This window comes from Bacillus sp. RCC_6_1 (assembly GCF_041360755.1).
Taxonomy (GTDB): domain Bacteria; phylum Bacillota; class Bacilli; order Bacillales; family Bacillaceae_G; genus Bacillus_A; species Bacillus_A cereus.
The window spans coordinates 16,001-33,388 of the sequence record NZ_JBFUPV010000003.1 but is presented as its reverse complement, the minus strand read 5'-3'; the positions used below and the strand labels follow the sequence as shown (position 1 = coordinate 33,388).

Genomic DNA, 17,388 nt, shown 5'->3' with positions numbered 1-17,388 from the left:
ACGAACCAGAAGTGAAACCAGAGGATCCGAAAGAGCCGAAGGAACCAGAAGTGAAACCGGAAGAGCCGAAAGAACCGAAAGAACCAGAAGTGAAGCCGGAAGAGCCGAAAGAACCAGAAGTGAAACCGGAAGAGCCGAAGGAACCAGAAGTGAAACCGGAGGAACCGAAAGATCTGAAGAAACCAGAAGTGAAACCGGAGAAACCGGAAGTAAGACTGGAAAAGTTAATTAAAGAACCGCAAGTAAAAGTAGAAAAAGAATTACCGAAAACAGGGGCAGCACATTCATGGATGATGTCAGTTGGTGCGGGAATTTCATTCTTAGTTGGCGGAGTATTATTCGTATTAGGTAGAAGAAGAAAACAATAATTTTTTAGACGAAAAGCACACTGAGTTCGATAGTTTATTGGACTCAGTGTGCTTTTATGTTATATAAAAGGAAAGCTCCTTCCACGTATGGAAGGAGCTTTATTTTTGCATATTAAAACATACTTGAGCTATGCATCGGTTGAAGTTTTGCATTTGGATCGAAGTAAGCTTTTGCATTGTTTACTGCTGTCGGTGCTTCGCCAAATCCACAAGCGATAAGTTTTACTTTTCCTTCATATGTACAAATGTCACCAGCAGCGTAAATGCCAGGAATATTTGTTTCCATTTTTGAATTTACAAGGATGCTGTTTTTTTGTATATCTAAGCCCCAGTTTTTAATTGGGCCAAGAGAAGAAACGAAGCCGTAGTTTACGATTACGTCATCAACATCGATGATAATTTTTTCCTCCGTTTTTACATGTTGAAGAACGACTTGTTCAATCTTGTCATCACCAATGAGTTCTACTGGAACGTATGGTGTACTTACTTCTGCACGAGAATTCATTAAGCTTTCTACGCTATGTTCATGCGCACGGAATTTATCACGACGATGAACGATTGTAACTTTTTCAGCAATCGGTTCTAACATCATTGTCCAGTCTACTGCTGAGTCGCCACCGCCAAATACTACGACGCGCTTACCAGCAAATTTATTCATATCATCAACGAAATAATGTAAGTTTTTCTTTTCGTATTTCGCTGTACCTTCTAATTCTAAGCGGCGTGGTTGGAAAGCACCATTGCCAGCAGTAATAATAACTGATTTAGAATAGTGAGTTTGCTTATTCGTAACAAGTTTAAATATACCGTCAGCTTGTTTCTCAAGCGTATCGACAGCTTCTTCTAAACAAACAGTTGGGTCAAATTTCTTCATTTGCTCTTTTAAGTTATCAACTAATTCTTGTGCGCGCACTTTTGGAAATCCAGCCACATCATAAATGTATTTTTCAGGGTAGAGTGCGGATAATTGTCCGCCAAGTTGAGGTAAGCTTTCAATGATTTTTACACTTGCTTGTCTCATACCGCCATAAAATGCTGTGAACAGTCCCGTTGGACCACCACCAATAATTGTTATGTCGTAAACTTTTTGATTTTCTGCCACTTTCATTCCCCCTATAGATGGAATTTTGATATTGATTTCATATATTGTTCATATGTACACGAAAATCCTGCAAATGATGACACTTTCAAATAAATGATAGCATATTTGAGTTCATAATACTTCTGAAAACGACTGAATTGTGTGTAAGTTTTCGCATAGGTTCTTTTTTATTGTATAAAATATACAGAAAGGAAAATACATGAAAAAAAGGCTAAAAAACCCTTGAAAACGCTATGTTATTTTAAAATATTGATAATTCTCCAGACGCTTGAATTCTGGAATAAAACCGACTAATATAGGGAAGTATTATGTTAAATTTCTATGACAAAATTCGTACGATTTTTTGACTGCGTTTTGTTATGATATAGAATGTGATAAATTCCACATTCTTGACAAATAGAGTTTTTAGTACTTGGTATTATTTTTTATTACTATTATATAAAGAAAAGGGTTGTGATTTGGTGAAGACTCCAAAAATCGTAGTTTTAGGTGCAGGTTATGGCGGGATGATTACGACTGTTCGTCTGCAAAAAGCATTATCTGTAAATGAAGCTGAAATTACGCTAGTAAACAACAACAGCTATCACTACCAAGCGACTTGGTTACATGAGAGCGCAGCTGGTACATTACAAGATGAAAAAATCTGTCTAGATATTCAAGACGTTATTGATACAAATAAAGTGAACTTTGTACAAGACACAGTAGTAGAAATTAAAGCTGCTGAAAAACGCATTATCTTAAAAGATGGCGAGTTAGAGTATGATTACTTAGTAATTGGTCTTGGTTTCGAATCAGAAACATTCGGAATTACAGGATTAAAAGAGCATGCATTCTCAATCGCTAACATTAATGCAACTCGTGAAATTCGTGAGCATATGGAAGCTAGTTTCTCTAAATATGCAACTGAACAACGCGATGAGTTAGTAACAATCGTTGTTGGTGGTGCTGGATTTACTGGTATCGAGTACGTAGGTGAGCTTGCAAACCGTGTTCCTGAACTTTGCAAAGAGTATAATGTACCACGTGAAAAAGCACGTATCATCTGTGTAGAAGCTGCTCCAACAGCACTTCCAGGTTTCGATCCAGCGTTAGTAGAATACGCTGTAAAACAGCTTGAGAAAAAAGGTGTAGAATTCCGCATCGGTACAGCAATTAAAGAAGCAACTGAAGAAGGTATTATCGTTGCGAATGGCGATGACACTGAATTAATTAAGTCTGAAACAGTAGTTTGGGCTGCAGGTGTTCGTGGTAATGGTATTGTGGAAGAGTCTGGCTTTGAAGCAATGCGCGGACGTGTAAAAGTTGATGAGTACATGCACGCTCCAGGATACGAAGATGTATTCATGGTTGGTGACGCAGCGTTAATCATTAATGAAGAAATTAACCGTCCTTACCCACCAACAGCACAAATTGCAATTCAACAAGGTTACAATATTGCACACAACTTAACTGTATTAGTTCGTGGCAAGGGCGAAATGAAGAAATTCGCATTCGATAATAAAGGATCTGTATGTTCTTTAGGTCATGACGATGCAATGGGCGTTGTTATGGGTAAAAAGTTAACAGGTTGGAAAGCTTCCTTCATGAAGAAAGTAATCGATAACCGTTACCTATTCTTATTAGGTGGACCTTTATTAGTTCTTAAAAAAGGTAAATTAAAGTTCTTTTAATATATAGTAGAAAAAGCAGAAACGGCTAAGAGCTGTTTCTGCTTTTTTCATATTAAAAATATAGTATAATATATAAAAAAGAAAGAATATTCTGTCCGTTCTGATGGAGGAGGTTATTACATCATGGAGAAACGAGGGAAGGTATGGCTAGCTGTTAGTGGTTTAGTAGCTACAAAAGATGGTAGGTGGCTATTTGTTAAGAAGAAATACAGTGGATTAAAAGGAAAATGGTCTTTACCGGCTGGTTTTGTAAATGAAGGTGAGACGGTTGATGAAGCTGTGAAACGCGAAGTGTTAGAAGAGACAGGCATTGTCGCTCATGTGAAGGGGATTATTGGTGTTCGATCGGGTGTTATTCGTAATGAGATTAGTGATAATATGATTATTTTCCTTTTGGAACCTGAAGGAGAAAATATTATTGTACAGGAGAAAGAATTGTCTGAAGTGGCGTTCTTACATCCGGATAAGATTGTAGACGATCCGAATACGTCTGTGCTTATTAAATATTTGTTAGAAGGAAGATCAGAACTACATCTTGAAGTGGACAAAACATTAAATCCAGGTGAACCATTTGGTTATACAGCTTATCACGTATTTACGGCACGTGCGGAGGAGAGGGGAAAAGAGTGAGTATACCGGTACTACTTATTTCAATGATGTTATTCTTTATTTTGTTCTTTGGAATTGGATTTTTACTCAATATGATTTTGCGAGCTACTTGGGTAATGGTTATTGTGTATCCGATTGTTTGTATGCTTATTATTAATAAAGCGAGTATGTGGGATTATTTTTCAAAACCGAAAGAAACATTTTCTTCATTTGGGACAAGTGTATCGCACTTAGGACAAGCAGACGTATTTATTCTATCTACTGGATTAGTAGGGGCTGCTTTAGCAGGAGTCGTAATCAAGAAACTTCGGAAAAGCGGATATCAAATGTTTTAATCTCCAATTAAGTTGGAGATTATTTTTTTGCATATTCCTTCATCGTATAGGGAATGATTAACGATGAAGGAGTGTGGAATATAAAAATGTTAAAACGATATTGTATTCGCATTATGATGACTTGTTTACTTGCAATTGCATTATGCGTAACATGGAATGCTTTCACAGGAGTTTCTTTATTAGAGATTGTAAAGATATATGAAGGAATGAGTGCAAAAGAAGTACATGCAGCAGAAGTTAAGAGAAATGTTGCTCCGAGTAAAGAAGTGATAAATGCTTTAGAGCAGGCAAACGACTGGTCTAAATATCGTTCAATTGAAATGACTGCAACAGGTTATACATCGGGGATTGAGTCAACTGGTAAGAGGCCAGGGCATCCAGAGTATGGTATTACATATTCAGGTGTCAAAGTGAAAAGGGATTTATATTCCACAATTGCTGCGGACTTACGCGTATTCCCGATTGGAACGATTCTCTTCGTGCCAGGTTACGGGTATGGTGTAGTAGCTGATAAGGGCGGTGCAATAAAAGGAAACCGTCTTGATCTATATTATGATACGGTGAAAGATGTTTATAGCCAATGGGGTAAGAAAAAAGTAAATGTGTACGTAGTAAAAGTAGGAAATGGTAAGTTTACAGAAGAAGAGTTAACGATGTTAAATCAAGACGAAACGATGCAAGTGTTTCGTGGTCAATATTTAAAACAAAGATAGTCTAGTCGTAATTACGCTAGACTTTTTTTCTTGGCTTATTTCATGATAGAGGAGATTTTGGATCTGCGATTTTACACGCCATATAACTGTAGTTAGAATTATCGCATTTTATCGAAAATAAAGTTATAATGGTGGTAGAGAAATTTAGGGGGTCTGAACATGTTTCAAGTACAAAAAGAATTAGCAGGTCATGAAGCGGTAATTGTTGCTTTATTTGAAGAAGAGAAAATGAGTAGTTTTGTACAAGAACTGGACAAAGCGTTTGAAGGGCAATTACAAGTTTTACTAGAAGAGAAAGAATTATCTACGAAGAAAAAGGCCATTTCGAAAGTACATAGCTTAGGGAAAACAAATGTGAAACGTTATTACTTTGTTGGTTTAGGAAAGAAAGAATCTTACACGACAGAAACGTTACGTGCGGCTCTTGGTAAGGCGTTTAAAACACTGCAAGCAGCAAAAGTACGAGATGCAGCAATCTTACTTGATTCTTTCGTAACAGAGAAATTAGACGCGATTGATGTCGCTCATATTGCGGCAGAGGTACAAGGCCTTGGTACATATGAGTTACAAACGTATAAATCAGATAAAAAGGATCGTGTAGAGTTAGAGAAGTTCACGGCTATTACAGCGGAAGATGCACAAGAAATTGAAGCAGCATTAACAGTTGGCTACGTACATGGACGTGCAACAAATTCAGCTCGTACACTTGTAAATATGCCGCCAAACGTATTAACAGCGACAAAGCTTGCTGAGTATGCTGTTGAATTAGCGGAGAAGTATGATATGGACTATAAAGTTCTTGAGAAAGAAGAGATGGAAGACCTTGGTATGGGTGCGTTACTTGCAGTAAACCAAGGTAGTGTAGAGCCACCAAAAATGATCGCTCTTATTTATAAAGGAAAAGAAGAGTGGACAGATGTCATTGGGTTCGTTGGAAAAGGTATTACATACGATACAGGTGGTTATTCTTTAAAACCACGTGAAGGCATGGTTGGTATGAAAGGTGATATGGGCGGTGCAGCTGCTGTATTAGGTGCGATGGAAATTATCGGTGAACTTCGCCCAGAACAAAATGTGATCGCTGTTATTCCTTCAACTGATAACGTTGTAAGTGGTACGGCATTTAAGCCAGACGATGTAATCACATCTATGAGCGGAAAAACAATTGAAGTATTAAATACGGATGCAGAAGGTCGTCTAGCTTTAGCTGACGGTATTACGTATGCGAAAAAACTTGGTGCAAACTACCTTGTTGATGTTGCAACATTAACAGGCGGTGTAATTGTTGCACTTGGAAACTATACGACAGGCGCAATGACAAATAATGAAGAGTTATTTGAGCAAGTGCTAGAGGCTTCTATGGAAACAGATGAGCCAATTTGGCAACTACCGATTTTTGATCGTGATAAAGAACGTGTGAGAAACAGTAAGTTTGCTGATTTAAATAACTCACCAGGCCGTGAAGGACATGCGGTTATGGCAGGTACATTCTTAGGCGAATTCGCTGAAGATACACCATGGGTACACTTAGATATCGCTGGAACATCAGAAACAAAAGGTGCGCACGACTTAGGTCCAGCTGGAGCAACTGGCGCAATGGTACGTACACTTGCAACACTTGTGGAGCGTTTTGGAGAAGAATAATTTTTTTGAAGAAAAGGCTGTCTCGAATTTTTGAGGCAGCCTTTTTATTGGTATAGTAGACCTGTTTATTGGTAATTCGATATAACTTTGTTTGCTACTACGCTGTTGAAAAAAATGTTTATAAAGAAATCGTGTATAAAATTCCATTTGAAAAAGGAAGTACGGTCTGTTTCTTTACAGAACCAAGTGCATCACTTTTTTCGGGTAAGCCAATTGTAACTTTGAGGCGTGTCCCGAGCTCAAGATTAACTTCTGTAATTGTGTTAATGAAAGAATATTAGCAATGGAGACGATACGATTATTTTAATGAGAATGCATCATCATGAAGATGATTACTTTTAGAAAATGTTGATTCCATTAATGAGCGTGTAATGCTGTTGTAGCTTTGTCTATTAGAACTACCAATATGGATGAGAGACCTCTTTATTGGTATTTAATAGCTGATTTTCAATGTTATACTTATGTGATATAATCTTTCCTGTATTAGAAGTAAATAACAATTTAATAGGGAGGGAATGAAGAGAGTGAAAAAAATAGAAGCACTCTTATTATTATGAGGGAAGGAACTTTATCTCAACAAAATATAGTTGTATTGTTTTTTAAACAGTTACGCCCGAAACAATGGACTAAAAACTTGCTTGTATTTGCAGCGTTAGTCTTTTCGATAAAACAAGTATCTTTAACTATGGTGGCACAAGCTGCAATTTGTTTTGCCCTATTTTGTGCAATATCTGGCTGTGTCTATATTTTAAATGATTTTATGGATATTGAGGCAGATCGACAACACCCTGTTAAGCGATATCGACCGATGGCATCGGGTGCATTAAATCCGTACTTTGCTATTACGGCAGGTTGTGTTATTTTAGTAGCGTCTTTAGTAGTTTCATATATACTAAATCCGTTATTGTGCTTAGTATTAGCAGTCTATTTTATTTTAAATGTAGCGTATTCAATTCGTTTAAAGCACGTTGTAATCATTGATATTTTAATTATTGCATCTGGATTTGTTTTACGAGCATTGGCCGGTGGATTAGTTATTCAAGTGCCATTTACACCGTGGTTTTTATTATGTACATTATTACTGTCACTATTCTTGGCCATTAATAAAAGACGACATGAATTAGTATTGTTACAGAATAATAAAGGTTCTCATAGAAAAGTATTAGAAAGTTATTCTTCTGCTTTGTTAGACCAATTAAGTACAATTGTTACATCGGCAACTATTGTAACTTATGCTATCTTTACTTTTAATGCAGGGAAAAGTATCTATTTAATGTGGACAATCCCATTTGTAATTTACGGGATTTTTCGTTATTTATATTTAGTTCACATGGAAGATAAAGGTGGAGAACCAGATAAAGTTTTATTAGAGGATCAGCATATTTTAATAACAGTGTTGTTATATGCGATAACAGTTATTATTATACTATTGAACTTTTAATTACTCTATTCGGGTTTGTTAAAACGTTTAAGAGGAGTGTCTTAAACGTTTTTTATTTGGAATAAAACATTTTTTGAATATAAACAGTTAAGGAGTATAGAGATGCAACAATTTTTAATGATTATTTTATCAGTTGGTATGGGAGTTGTAGGGCAAATTTTATTAAAGTTTGGCGCAATGAAATCACAAAGTTCAGCGGCTGTAGGTATTATGAATTTCATTAACGTACCGAACTTTTTCGGACTAGCTTTTTACGGTTTAAGTGCATTATTATGGATGATTGTGCTGAGAAAGGTTGATTTAAGTTATGCATACCCAATGGTGAGTTTCGGATATGTATTTGTTATTATTGCGTCAGCATTATTATTTGGTGAAACAATCAATTTCATGAAAATTGCTGGAATGGTATGTATAGTAGCTGGCATTTTATTTATTGCAAAATCATAGGAGGTAAAGCAATGGGAACATATTTATATTGTGTACTTCCATTTATAGCTTGGGTAGCTTCGGGAGTATTAAAATTTTTAGTGAATTATCTTCGTTCTGGAAAAGATGCTTTTCGTTTAGTAGGAAATGGTGGATTTCCTAGTACGCATACAACGATTTTATCAAGTATGGTCATGACAATAGGGTTTCATGAAGGGTTTAATACACCGATGTTTGGAATCGGGATGGCAATTTTAACAATTGTTATCATTGATGCCACAGGACTTCGCCGTACAGTTGGTAAACATGCAAAAATGTTGAATAAACATATAAGTTCGGAAGAAGAAAAATTAAGAGAGCGTCAAGGACATCATTGGCATGAGATTTTTGGTGGACTTGTGTTAGGAACAGTTATTGGGTACGTGGCACATCTAATTATGTTATTTCTACCGTAGAGAGGAGAAGAAGTATTGAATATTTGGAATGATTATAAAGGAAAGGGTATGTTAGCCCTTGTCCTTTTCATTTTTTATTGGTCATTTTATTTTTTTATCGGTTGGAAAATGGATACTCACTCTAAGCTTTTTATTGAAGCGTGGGTGGTTGATACCTATTTTTCTTTTGATCAAGGATATTATATCATCTCCTTTTTCCTTGAAAAAGTAGATGTAGCAGCGGCGACCTGGTTCCGACATCCATTCCTTTATTATTTTATTCAACAATTCATGTGGATGCTGGAGACAGTAAAAGTAGGGAATATTGTACATGGTATTATATTCATTCAAACGTTTTTAAGCGCGCTCAGTGTAGTGATGATTTATACATTATGTTGTAAAATTTGTAAGAATACGATTGTTTCTTTTTTACTAGCGGTCATGTATGGATTTTCAGCTACTATGTTAGTTATTACGTGGACACCAGAATCTTTTAGCTATGCAAATTTCACATTGGTACTTATGTGCTTTGTATGCTATCCATTTATTACAGGGGAAAAAGAAGCGAAAATAGGATTTAGTATTGCGAATGTATTGTTGGCAATAGGAATAACAGGGGTTACATTAACCAATTCGTTTATGTGGTTTTTAGGTAGTGTGATGAGTTATAAGAAACTACGGAAAAAAATTATTTGGACTGGTATTTCGATTGTTATTGTCGTGGTCCTGTTTGTATTAGCAATGAACGCAAATAATGTAGTTCTTATCGAAGGATTAAAGGGTAGTATGGACTTTGCTGCGCAAGGACAGAATTTTTCACCAGAATACGTTAAGCCATCAGGTATATTAGTATTTCATCTATTATTAGGATCTTCATTCATCTTTGGACCATTCTCGGAAGTTACTTTAAGACAAGGTGAGCAATTCGCACAATTAAATATGCTTCCATCGCATACTATGATCGGATGGATTGTGATTGTATCTGTGTATGCTTTTATAATAGTAGCTGTATGGAAAAACTTTAGAAAAGAACCTTTCGTAAGGTTTTTAAGTTTCTGTTTACTATTTAATATTGTTTTACATGGAATTATTGGTTTTGGGGCATCTGAAGCATTTATTTATGGCGCACATATGCTGTTTACAATACCGTTATTATTGGCATATGGTTTTAAAGTGATGAGACGTGTAAAAGTAGTTGCTTTATGTTTAATATTAATATTAATAATTATAAATAATTTTGAAAGTATGCTATATTTTTACCATTTTGCAGTCTCCAATTATTCTTTATAATAAAATAGATTTTTAATAAAAGGGTACTTTAGATAGGATGTCTAAAGTACCCTTTTTCCTATTTCTTAAAAATAGATACAAAATAATAGCCGGAAGTGTAGCATTTTAGAAAAAATATAGTTGTTATGAAAGAACTCTAAACATGTTTTGAGTACAAAAAGAGTTAGCAAGACATGAAGTGATAATTATTGTACTTAGATATCGCTGTGTGCACATAATTTATGGGGCAGTTCCAGCAATGGGTAGGTAATTCGTATACTTTTCAAGCATTTTGTAGAAGAATAATTTTTTGAATAAAAGGCTGGCTCAAATTTTGGAGATAGCCTTTTTTATTAATATTGTAGGCGTATTTGTTGGTAATTCGATATAACTTCATTTACTACTGTGCTGTTCAAAACGGTGCTAAAAAGTATTTATAAAGAAATCGTATACAAAACCCCATTTAAAGCAAAAGAAGTACGGCCCGTTTCTTCAGAGACAACTAATATAAGTGCATCACTCTTTTCTGATAAGCCAATTGCAGCTCTGTGACGTGTTCCTAGCTCAGGATCAACTTCTGTACTTTTCGTTAAAGGAAGAATATTAGCAGCTGAGACAATATGATTATTTTTTACGAGAACGGCACCGTCATGAAGGGGGTTACCTGGATAAAATATTGATTCGAGTAATGGCGCAGTTAAATGAGCGTTTAATGTCGTTCCAGTTTGAATGAGAGCTTCAAGCGTCTCGTTTCGTTCCACGACGATAAGAGCACCATGTTTTCTGGCGCTTAAATGTTGGATAGCTGTCGTAATAAAAGATGAACTTTCCGTATAAGGTGATAAATATGCCTGAATATAGTATGTAGCTGCTAATGTTTGTACATTTGCTAACATATAATGAATATCTTCCATTTTGCATAAAATACATTCGTCTTCTTTATCGATTGCGTTCCTCATAATCGATAGTTCTTTTTCAGCAATTTCAATCATTTGCTTTGTTTGTATTTTGAGCTCTTCTGACAAGCCCCATTCGTGCATAATCCTCATTCCCTTTAGTGGAGTATTTAATAATAGTGTATACAAATATTCCTAGTAAAATCCTGTTAGATTTTATAAAATATTGAGATACAGCATGTTTTTTTCATATAATAAAGGTATGACGAGCGAGAGGAGAGAGAAGAATGAATTGGAAACAAGAATTTAGTCGCTGGCTTTCTTACGCACAATTAGATGCAGAATTAAAAGAACAGCTAGAAAATATGAAGCAAGATGAGAAGAAAATCGAGGATAGCTTTTATAAAAATCTAGAGTTTGGCACAGGTGGTATGCGTGGTGAACTTGGTGCTGGTACGAACCGTTTAAATGTATATACAGTTCGTAAAGCAACAAAAGGATTAGCAAGCTTTATCGAAAAGTTAGGTGAGGAAGCGAAAAAACGCGGTGTTGTTGTAGCCTATGATTCTCGTCATAAATCACCTGAGTTTGCAATGGAAGTTGCTGCTACACTTGGTGCACGTGGTATCACAACATATGTGTTTGAAAGCTTACGTCCAACGCCAGTACTTTCTTTCGCAGTTCGTCATTTACATACAGTAAGTGGAATTGTTCTTACGGCAAGCCATAATCCGCCTGAATATAACGGATACAAAGTATACGGTGAAGATGGTGGACAGTTACCTCCAAAAGAGGCAGATGAGTTAATTAGCTACGTAAATGCAGTAGAAGATGAATTAACAGTTGAAGTCGCTGATGTAGAGCAATTAAAAGCTGACGGTTTATTACATATTATTGGACAAGAAGTAGATGATGCATATGCTGCAGAATTGAACAATGTCATCATTAATAAAGAAATGGTACAAAAGGTTGGTAAAGACTTAAAAATCGTCTTTACACCATTACACGGAACATCAAATATTTCTGTACGCCGTGGTTTAAAAGAAGTTGGATTTACAGATGTAACAGTTGTAAAAGAGCAAGAGTTACCAGATCCAAACTTCTCTACAGTAAAATCACCGAACCCAGAAGAGCACGCAGCGTTTGAGTATGCCATTCGTGACGGTGAAAAGGTAGGCGCAGATGTATTAATCGCAACTGATCCTGACGCAGATCGTCTAGGTGTAGCAGTGCGTAATCATAATGGTGAGTTCCAAGTATTAACAGGAAATCAAACAGGTGCATTAATGCTTGATTACTTACTATCTCAAAAGAAAGAAAACGGAACGCTTCCGGAGAACGGTGTCGTATTAAAAACAATCGTAACGTCTGAAATTGGTCGTACAATTGCAAAAGCATACGGTTTAGATACAGTTGATACGTTAACTGGATTTAAATTTATCGGTGAGAAAATTAGACAGTATGAAGAAAGCGGACAATATGAATTCCAATTCGGTTATGAGGAAAGCTATGGTTATTTAATCCGCCCATTCTGCCGTGATAAAGATGCAGTACAATCTGTCCTATTTGCATGTGAAGTAGCTGCATACTACAAATCACAAGGGAAAACGTTATATGACGGTCTATTAGAAGTATTTGAGAAATACGGCTTCTTCCGTGAAGACCTTGTATCGTTAACGTTAAAAGGAAAAGATGGAGCGGAAAAAATCCAAGAGATGATGGCAACGTTCCGTGAGAATCCTCCGAAAGAAGTGGCGGGCTTAACAGTCGTAGCAGTTGAAGACTATAAAGCGAGCGTTGTTACATCTTTGCAAGATGGACATAAAGAAGAGATTCACTTACCGAAATCAAATGTGTTAAAATATCAATTAGAGGATGGTTCATGGTTCTGCCTACGTCCATCTGGAACTGAGCCGAAGATTAAGTTTTACTTTGGTGTGAAAGATAGTTCTTTACAAAATAGTGAACAAAAGTTACTTACTATTAAAGAAGACATTATGAATCGTTTATAATACAAAGTAATTTTAAGTAGTAAGGAACAAAAGGGAGCGAAATCTCCCTTTTGTTTTATGTAGGAAATGATTGCTATTGATTCCGACAGGAGAGAGGGTATTTTGTGATGAAAAAAGTAAGAAAAGCGATAATCCCAGCAGCTGGATTAGGAACACGTTTTTTACCAGCAACGAAAGCAATGCCGAAAGAAATGTTACCGATAGTAGATAAACCAACGATCCAATACATTGTAGAAGAAGCAGTGAAATCGGGAATCGAAGATATTATTATTGTTACTGGTAAAACAAAGCGCTCTATCGAAGATCATTTTGATAACGCATTTGAACTAGAACAAAACTTATTAGAGAAGAAAAAATATGAGTTGCTTGAAAAAGTACAAGCTTCTTCAAAAATGGTAGATATTCATTACATCCGTCAAAAAGAGCCGAAGGGACTAGGACATGCTGTTTGGTGTGCACGTAAATTCATTGGTGATGAGCCATTTGCAGTGTTACTAGGTGATGATATTGTCCAAGCTGAGAAACCGTGTTTACGTCAATTAATGGATGAGTATGAAAAAACACTTTCTTCTGTTATTGGTGTACAAACTGTTCCAGAGTCGGAAACACATCGCTATGGAATTATCGATCCATTAGAACAAGAAGGTCGTCGTTACCAAGTTCGCAATTTCGTTGAGAAACCAGCACAAGGTACAGCTCCTTCAAACTTAGCGATTATGGGGCGCTACATTTTAACGCCTGAAATCTTTATGTTCTTAGAACAGCAACATGTCGGTGCTGGTGGTGAAATTCAGTTAACAGATGCAATCCAAAGCTTAAATGAAATCCAACGTGTATTTGCCTACGATTTCGAAGGAAAGCGCTACGACGTAGGTGAAAAGCTAGGATTCGTTCAAACGACAATCGAAATGGCTCTGCAACACCCAGAATTACGTGATGACATGGTTGCGATGATGAAGAAAATTTTAGAAGAACAAGCGAATCAAGAGTCATAATAAAAAATGAGTTATTTCAGTATACTGAAATAACTCATTTTTTTATTATGAAATCGTCGAATGAGAATGCTGATAAGCAGAACGACGCACAGCATAATATATGCGAGGTGCGATAATAGCACCGATAATTGTAAATGCAATATCTTTTACTGCAAACCACATCATAATCATCCAAGCAGCTTTATAGCTCATATTACCGCCCATAAAGAGATTGACTGCCCCGTACATGTAAGTAGTACCGATTATATAAGTTAAAATAATTCCTGTGAAAGAGGCAATTGCAAATGTAATGAATGTTGGTCTTCCTTTTTGTTCTACTAGTTTTCCGGATACGTAAGCAACGATAATAAATGCGATAATAAAACCACCAGTAGGATCTAAAAGTGCTCCAAATCCAGCTTTGAAGTTAGCGAAGATTGGTGCGCCGGCTACGCCAACGAGCATATATACAGTCATGGATAAGGCACCAAGTCTACTTCCAAGAAGAAGACCTGCTAAAATTGCGAAAAATGGTTGCATAGATAATGGGATGCCTGCTACTTGAAGGAATGGTGCCCAAGATACAATATTTGCACCGATTGCCATAAGAGCAACGAACATGGCAGCTAATGCTAAATCTAAAACATGAAATCTTCTCATAATGTTAACCTCCTGTTGTTTTTAGGTTAACATTATCGTAGCGAAAATATTTACTTGTTGTCAATCAAAATATTTTGATAAGAAGGCTTTAAATAGTCTCTTAGCAACGTATATGGAATACGAAATTGCGGAATTCCACTTGAATAGGGAGCAATCTCATATAAAGGGAAATAAATGACGAGATTGTCTGGCTCTAAAAAGAAGTGGAATTTTTTCATACTCATTACTTTTTCAGTTGCATCAGGAAAATAAATGCTTTCATTTTGTTTAATTTGTCGTACAATCTCCGCACGGATTACATCTTTATATTTATCCTTTTGTTCAAATAAATCGTCTAAGTGCAGTACCTTTTTTTCGTTTAAATCGAATGTATTTGCCTTCCACGTATAAAGACCGTGTGCTCCGCCAGTATATTGATAGTAATTCACATATAGGCTAAGAAAAGGTGGTTTGTTTAAAGAGACTTTATAATCAACATTTGCTACGTACGGATGAAATGGTGTACTAGATCCTTCTGTCTCTTTATAATATTTTTTTGCTTCTTTTTCTAATTTGGTTTTAAATTTGTCAGTGGATTTTTTGTAGTATAAATTGAGTTTATTTTGAAATTTAGAGTCAGAAAATTCGTGAAAAGAAGGCCTGTTTATTTGATATTCTATATAAGGTTTCTTACCTTTTTGCGTTACAGTCTTAACATCGATTGTCAGGTTAGATGCTTTGGCTGTTATTGCACAATTTGGTACAATAGTCAGCAAGGAGAACATAAGCAGTAATATACAAAATTTCTGTTTCATTTAGGTGAAGCCTCCTTATATAAGTGTTATAAGTAGTTTGAAAATAAATAGGTAAAATTATACATTTAATTAAAGTAAGAGAAGGGGGAAGCGATATGGCAAAAACTTTAATGGATTCACTTGGAATTGAGTTGTTAGAGATGACAGAAGATAAGGTGGTTGCTACGATGCCTGTTGATGAGCGTACGCATCAGCCATTTGGATTTTTACATGGTGGTGCATCGGTTGCATTAGCAGAAACAGTGGCAAGTGTTGGTTCATATAATTTAATTGATCAAGAAAAATGTATTTGTTTCGGATTAGAAATTAATGCGAACCACATTCGCTCAAAGAAAGATGGAATTGTAACAGCGATTGGAACACCAATACATAGAGGACAATCGACAATGGTTTGGGATGTTCGCATTATTGATGAAAATGATGATTTACTATGTATATCAAGATGTACAGTAGCAATTAAAGAAAAACGTGAAAAATAAAAAAGAGGCGCTCTTATGAGCAGCCTCTTTTTCTTATAATTAGAACTGGATTTTCTTCTCTAAGAAACCTTTTAGTTCGCTAATTGGCATACGAACTTGTTCCATTGTGTCACGGTCACGTACTGTAACAGCTTTGTCTTCAACTGAGTCGAAGTCGTATGTGATACAGAATGGTGTACCGATTTCGTCTTGACGACGGTAACGTTTACCGATAGAACCAGTTTCATCAAAGTCTACCATGAAGTCTTTAGCTAATTCTGCGAATACTTCAGTAGCACCTTCAGATAGCTTTTTAGATAATGGTAAGATAGCTGCTTTGTATGGTGCTAAAGCAGGGTGGAAACGAAGAACTGTACGAGAATCGTTTTCTAATTGCTCTTCTTCATATGCATCACATAAGAATGCTAATGTTACGCGGTCTGCGCCTAAAGATGGCTCGATGCAGTATGGTACGTAACGCTCATTCGTTTGTGGATCGATATAGTTAAAGTCTTCGTTTGAGTGTTCCATGTGACGTTTTAAGTCGAAGTCTGTACGAGATGCAACGCCCCAAAGTTCGCCCCAACCGAATGGGAATTTGAATTCAATGTCAGTTGTTGCATTACTGTAGTGAGATAACTCTTCTTCACCGTGGTCACGAAGACGCATGCTCTCTTCAGACATACCAAGTGAAAGTAACCAGTTTTTACAAGTTTCACGCCAGAATGCGAACCACTCTAAATCTTCACCAGGCTTACAGAAGAATTCAAGTTCCATTTGTTCAAATTCACGTGTACGGAATGTGAAGTTACCAGGTGTGATTTCGTTACGGAAACTCTTACCGATTTGGCCGATACCAAATGGAAGCTTTTTACGCATAGAGCGTTGAACGTTTTTGAAGTTTACGAAAATACCTTGTGCTGTTTCAGGACGAAGGAAGATTTCGTTTGTGCTAGACTCTGTAACACCTTGGAATGTTTTGAACATTAAGTTGAACTGACGGATTTCAGTAAATTCTTCACTACCGCAATCAGGACATTTTACTTCATGTTCTTTCATTAAGTCAGCCATTTGGTCGAAAGTAAGACCGTCAACAACCATTTCGATGCCTTTTGCATCTAAAGCATCCTCAATTAATTTGTCAGCACGGTGACGAGCTTTACATTTTTTACAGTCGATCATTGGATCGTTGAAGTTACCAACGTGACCAGAAGCGATCCAAGTTTTAGGGTTCATTAAAATAGCTGCGTCTAAACCAACGTTGTGTGGAGATTCTTGAATGAATTTTTTCCACCAAGCTTTTTTAACATTATTTTTTAATTCGATTCCAAGTGGACCGTAATCCCAAGTGTTTGCAAGACCACCGTAAATTTCAGAACCAGGGAAAACAAAACCGCGATGTTTCGCTAAGTTTACAACTTGTTCCATTGAATACATAAGAAAATCCTCCTTTTGAAAGTTAACGTATTGGCGATGACATACTCTGATACTTTGGAAACGGGCAGTATATGTTAAAAAGAACATAAAAAAACGCTCATCCCAAGGCTTATTTGCCTAGGGACGAGCGTTTGCCCGTGGTTCCA

At 36.3% G+C, this 17,388-nt stretch carries 18 protein-coding genes; 13 read left to right on the top strand and 5 right to left on the bottom strand.

What is annotated here, in order from left to right; genetic code table 11:
* On the top strand, positions 1 to 368 hold a 368-nt coding region (locus tag AB6801_RS12290; protein WP_370941081.1), incomplete at its 5' end, for an LPXTG cell wall anchor domain-containing protein.
* Between the two features lie 112 nt (positions 369 to 480).
* On the opposite strand, the gene AB6801_RS12285 is transcribed toward AB6801_RS12290, so the two are convergent.
* Entirely contained in the window at positions 481 to 1,470 is a 990-nt protein-coding gene (locus AB6801_RS12285) for an NAD(P)/FAD-dependent oxidoreductase (protein ID WP_000829788.1), read from the bottom strand.
* A 461-nt stretch (positions 1,471 to 1,931) separates the two neighbouring features.
* Between AB6801_RS12285 and AB6801_RS12280 the strand changes: the two genes are divergently transcribed.
* From AB6801_RS12280 to AB6801_RS12240, 9 genes are all read left to right on the top strand, one after another.
* Positions 1,932 to 3,140 carry an NAD(P)/FAD-dependent oxidoreductase gene (locus AB6801_RS12280; RefSeq protein ID WP_000856612.1) on the top strand — a complete coding sequence of 403 codons (1,209 nt, stop codon included), beginning with the start codon at positions 1,932 to 1,934 and terminating at the stop codon, positions 3,138 to 3,140.
* Between the two features lie 123 nt (positions 3,141 to 3,263).
* Positions 3,264 to 3,770 (top strand): NUDIX hydrolase, encoded by a 507-nt coding sequence (locus AB6801_RS12275; RefSeq protein WP_000415320.1) that lies wholly within the window; start codon positions 3,264 to 3,266, stop codon positions 3,768 to 3,770.
* Entirely contained in the window at positions 3,767 to 4,084 is a 318-nt protein-coding gene (locus AB6801_RS12270) for a YuiB family protein (RefSeq protein WP_000027016.1), read from the top strand. Before AB6801_RS12275 ends, AB6801_RS12270 begins: the two co-directional genes overlap by 4 nt.
* An 86-nt stretch (positions 4,085 to 4,170) precedes the next feature.
* Positions 4,171 to 4,797 carry a 3D domain-containing protein gene (locus AB6801_RS12265; protein WP_000920098.1) on the top strand — a complete coding sequence of 209 codons (627 nt, stop codon included), beginning with the start codon at positions 4,171 to 4,173 and terminating at the stop codon, positions 4,795 to 4,797.
* A 159-nt stretch (positions 4,798 to 4,956) separates the two neighbouring features.
* Positions 4,957 to 6,441 carry a cytosol aminopeptidase gene (gene pepA, locus AB6801_RS12260; RefSeq protein WP_000487949.1) on the top strand — a complete coding sequence of 495 codons (1,485 nt, stop codon included), beginning with the start codon at positions 4,957 to 4,959 and terminating at the stop codon, positions 6,439 to 6,441.
* Between the two features lie 553 nt (positions 6,442 to 6,994).
* The gene (locus AB6801_RS12255) at positions 6,995 to 7,882 is read left to right on the top strand and encodes a decaprenyl-phosphate phosphoribosyltransferase (protein WP_001206695.1); all 888 of its coding nucleotides are present in this window, start codon (positions 6,995 to 6,997) and stop codon (positions 7,880 to 7,882) included.
* Positions 7,883 to 7,984: 102 nt separating this feature from the next.
* The gene (locus AB6801_RS12250; RefSeq protein ID WP_001183889.1) at positions 7,985 to 8,329 is read left to right on the top strand and encodes an EamA family transporter; all 345 of its coding nucleotides are present in this window, start codon (positions 7,985 to 7,987) and stop codon (positions 8,327 to 8,329) included.
* Positions 8,330 to 8,340: 11 nt separating this feature from the next.
* The gene (locus tag AB6801_RS12245) at positions 8,341 to 8,763 is read left to right on the top strand and encodes a divergent PAP2 family protein (RefSeq protein ID WP_000537662.1); all 423 of its coding nucleotides are present in this window, start codon (positions 8,341 to 8,343) and stop codon (positions 8,761 to 8,763) included.
* A gap of 15 nt (positions 8,764 to 8,778) precedes the next feature.
* Positions 8,779 to 10,032 (top strand): DUF6080 domain-containing protein, encoded by a 1,254-nt coding sequence (locus tag AB6801_RS12240; protein ID WP_016118809.1) that lies wholly within the window; start codon positions 8,779 to 8,781, stop codon positions 10,030 to 10,032.
* Between the two features lie 413 nt (positions 10,033 to 10,445).
* On the opposite strand, the gene cdaS is transcribed toward AB6801_RS12240, so the two are convergent.
* A complete protein-coding gene (gene cdaS / locus AB6801_RS12235) occupies positions 10,446 to 11,051 on the bottom strand; it encodes a sporulation-specific diadenylate cyclase CdaS (protein ID WP_370941080.1) in 606 nt (201 codons plus the stop codon).
* Positions 11,052 to 11,194: 143 nt separating this feature from the next.
* On the opposite strand from cdaS, the gene AB6801_RS12230 reads away from it, so the two are divergent.
* Together AB6801_RS12230 and galU are read left to right on the top strand one after the other, a co-directional pair.
* Positions 11,195 to 12,919, top strand: a complete 1,725-nt coding sequence (locus tag AB6801_RS12230) for a phospho-sugar mutase (RefSeq protein ID WP_030029055.1) — start codon at positions 11,195 to 11,197, stop codon at positions 12,917 to 12,919.
* Between the two features lie 107 nt (positions 12,920 to 13,026).
* Entirely contained in the window at positions 13,027 to 13,914 is an 888-nt protein-coding gene (galU, locus tag AB6801_RS12225; RefSeq protein WP_002097988.1) for a UTP--glucose-1-phosphate uridylyltransferase GalU, read from the top strand.
* Between the two features lie 45 nt (positions 13,915 to 13,959).
* Here the strand turns inward: galU and AB6801_RS12220 are convergent, their stop codons facing one another.
* Together AB6801_RS12220 and AB6801_RS12215 are read right to left on the bottom strand one after the other, a co-directional pair.
* Entirely contained in the window at positions 13,960 to 14,553 is a 594-nt protein-coding gene (locus AB6801_RS12220; RefSeq protein WP_098432099.1) for a biotin transporter BioY, read from the bottom strand.
* 50 nt (positions 14,554 to 14,603) lie between these two features.
* Entirely contained in the window at positions 14,604 to 15,347 is a 744-nt protein-coding gene (locus AB6801_RS12215; RefSeq protein WP_000810318.1) for a DUF3298 and DUF4163 domain-containing protein, read from the bottom strand.
* A 95-nt stretch (positions 15,348 to 15,442) separates the two neighbouring features.
* Between AB6801_RS12215 and AB6801_RS12210 the strand changes: the two genes are divergently transcribed.
* Positions 15,443 to 15,826: a hotdog fold thioesterase gene (locus AB6801_RS12210; protein WP_001140612.1), complete on the top strand. Its 384-nt coding sequence runs from the start codon at positions 15,443 to 15,445 to the stop codon at positions 15,824 to 15,826.
* Between the two features lie 39 nt (positions 15,827 to 15,865).
* Here AB6801_RS12210 and AB6801_RS12205 read toward each other — a convergent pair whose 3' ends face one another.
* A complete protein-coding gene (locus AB6801_RS12205; protein ID WP_000287147.1) occupies positions 15,866 to 17,242 on the bottom strand; it encodes a glycine--tRNA ligase in 1,377 nt (458 codons plus the stop codon).
* Positions 17,243 to 17,388 lie beyond the last annotated feature (146 nt).

What these genes read in the sequence shown, in the direction of transcription:
- AB6801_RS12245 (WP_000537662.1), top strand. Translation starts at nt 8,341, where the DNA reads ATGGGAACATATTTATATTGTGTACTTCCATTTATAGCTTGGGTAGCT.
- AB6801_RS12255 (WP_001206695.1), top strand. Translation starts at nt 6,995, where the DNA reads ATGAGGGAAGGAACTTTATCTCAACAAAATATAGTTGTATTGTTTTTT.
- AB6801_RS12210 (WP_001140612.1), top strand. Translation starts at nt 15,443, where the DNA reads ATGGCAAAAACTTTAATGGATTCACTTGGAATTGAGTTGTTAGAGATG.
- AB6801_RS12215 (WP_000810318.1), bottom strand. Translation starts at nt 15,347, where the DNA reads ATGAAACAGAAATTTTGTATATTACTGCTTATGTTCTCCTTGCTGACT.
- AB6801_RS12230 (WP_030029055.1), top strand. Translation starts at nt 11,195, where the DNA reads ATGAATTGGAAACAAGAATTTAGTCGCTGGCTTTCTTACGCACAATTA.
- AB6801_RS12265 (WP_000920098.1), top strand. Translation starts at nt 4,171, where the DNA reads ATGTTAAAACGATATTGTATTCGCATTATGATGACTTGTTTACTTGCA.
- cdaS (WP_370941080.1), bottom strand. Translation starts at nt 11,051, where the DNA reads ATGCACGAATGGGGCTTGTCAGAAGAGCTCAAAATACAAACAAAGCAA.
- AB6801_RS12275 (WP_000415320.1), top strand. Translation starts at nt 3,264, where the DNA reads ATGGAGAAACGAGGGAAGGTATGGCTAGCTGTTAGTGGTTTAGTAGCT.
- galU (WP_002097988.1), top strand. Translation starts at nt 13,027, where the DNA reads ATGAAAAAAGTAAGAAAAGCGATAATCCCAGCAGCTGGATTAGGAACA.
- AB6801_RS12250 (WP_001183889.1), top strand. Translation starts at nt 7,985, where the DNA reads ATGCAACAATTTTTAATGATTATTTTATCAGTTGGTATGGGAGTTGTA.
- AB6801_RS12205 (WP_000287147.1), bottom strand. Translation starts at nt 17,242, where the DNA reads ATGTATTCAATGGAACAAGTTGTAAACTTAGCGAAACATCGCGGTTTT.
- AB6801_RS12220 (WP_098432099.1), bottom strand. Translation starts at nt 14,553, where the DNA reads ATGAGAAGATTTCATGTTTTAGATTTAGCATTAGCTGCCATGTTCGTT.
- pepA (WP_000487949.1), top strand. Translation starts at nt 4,957, where the DNA reads ATGTTTCAAGTACAAAAAGAATTAGCAGGTCATGAAGCGGTAATTGTT.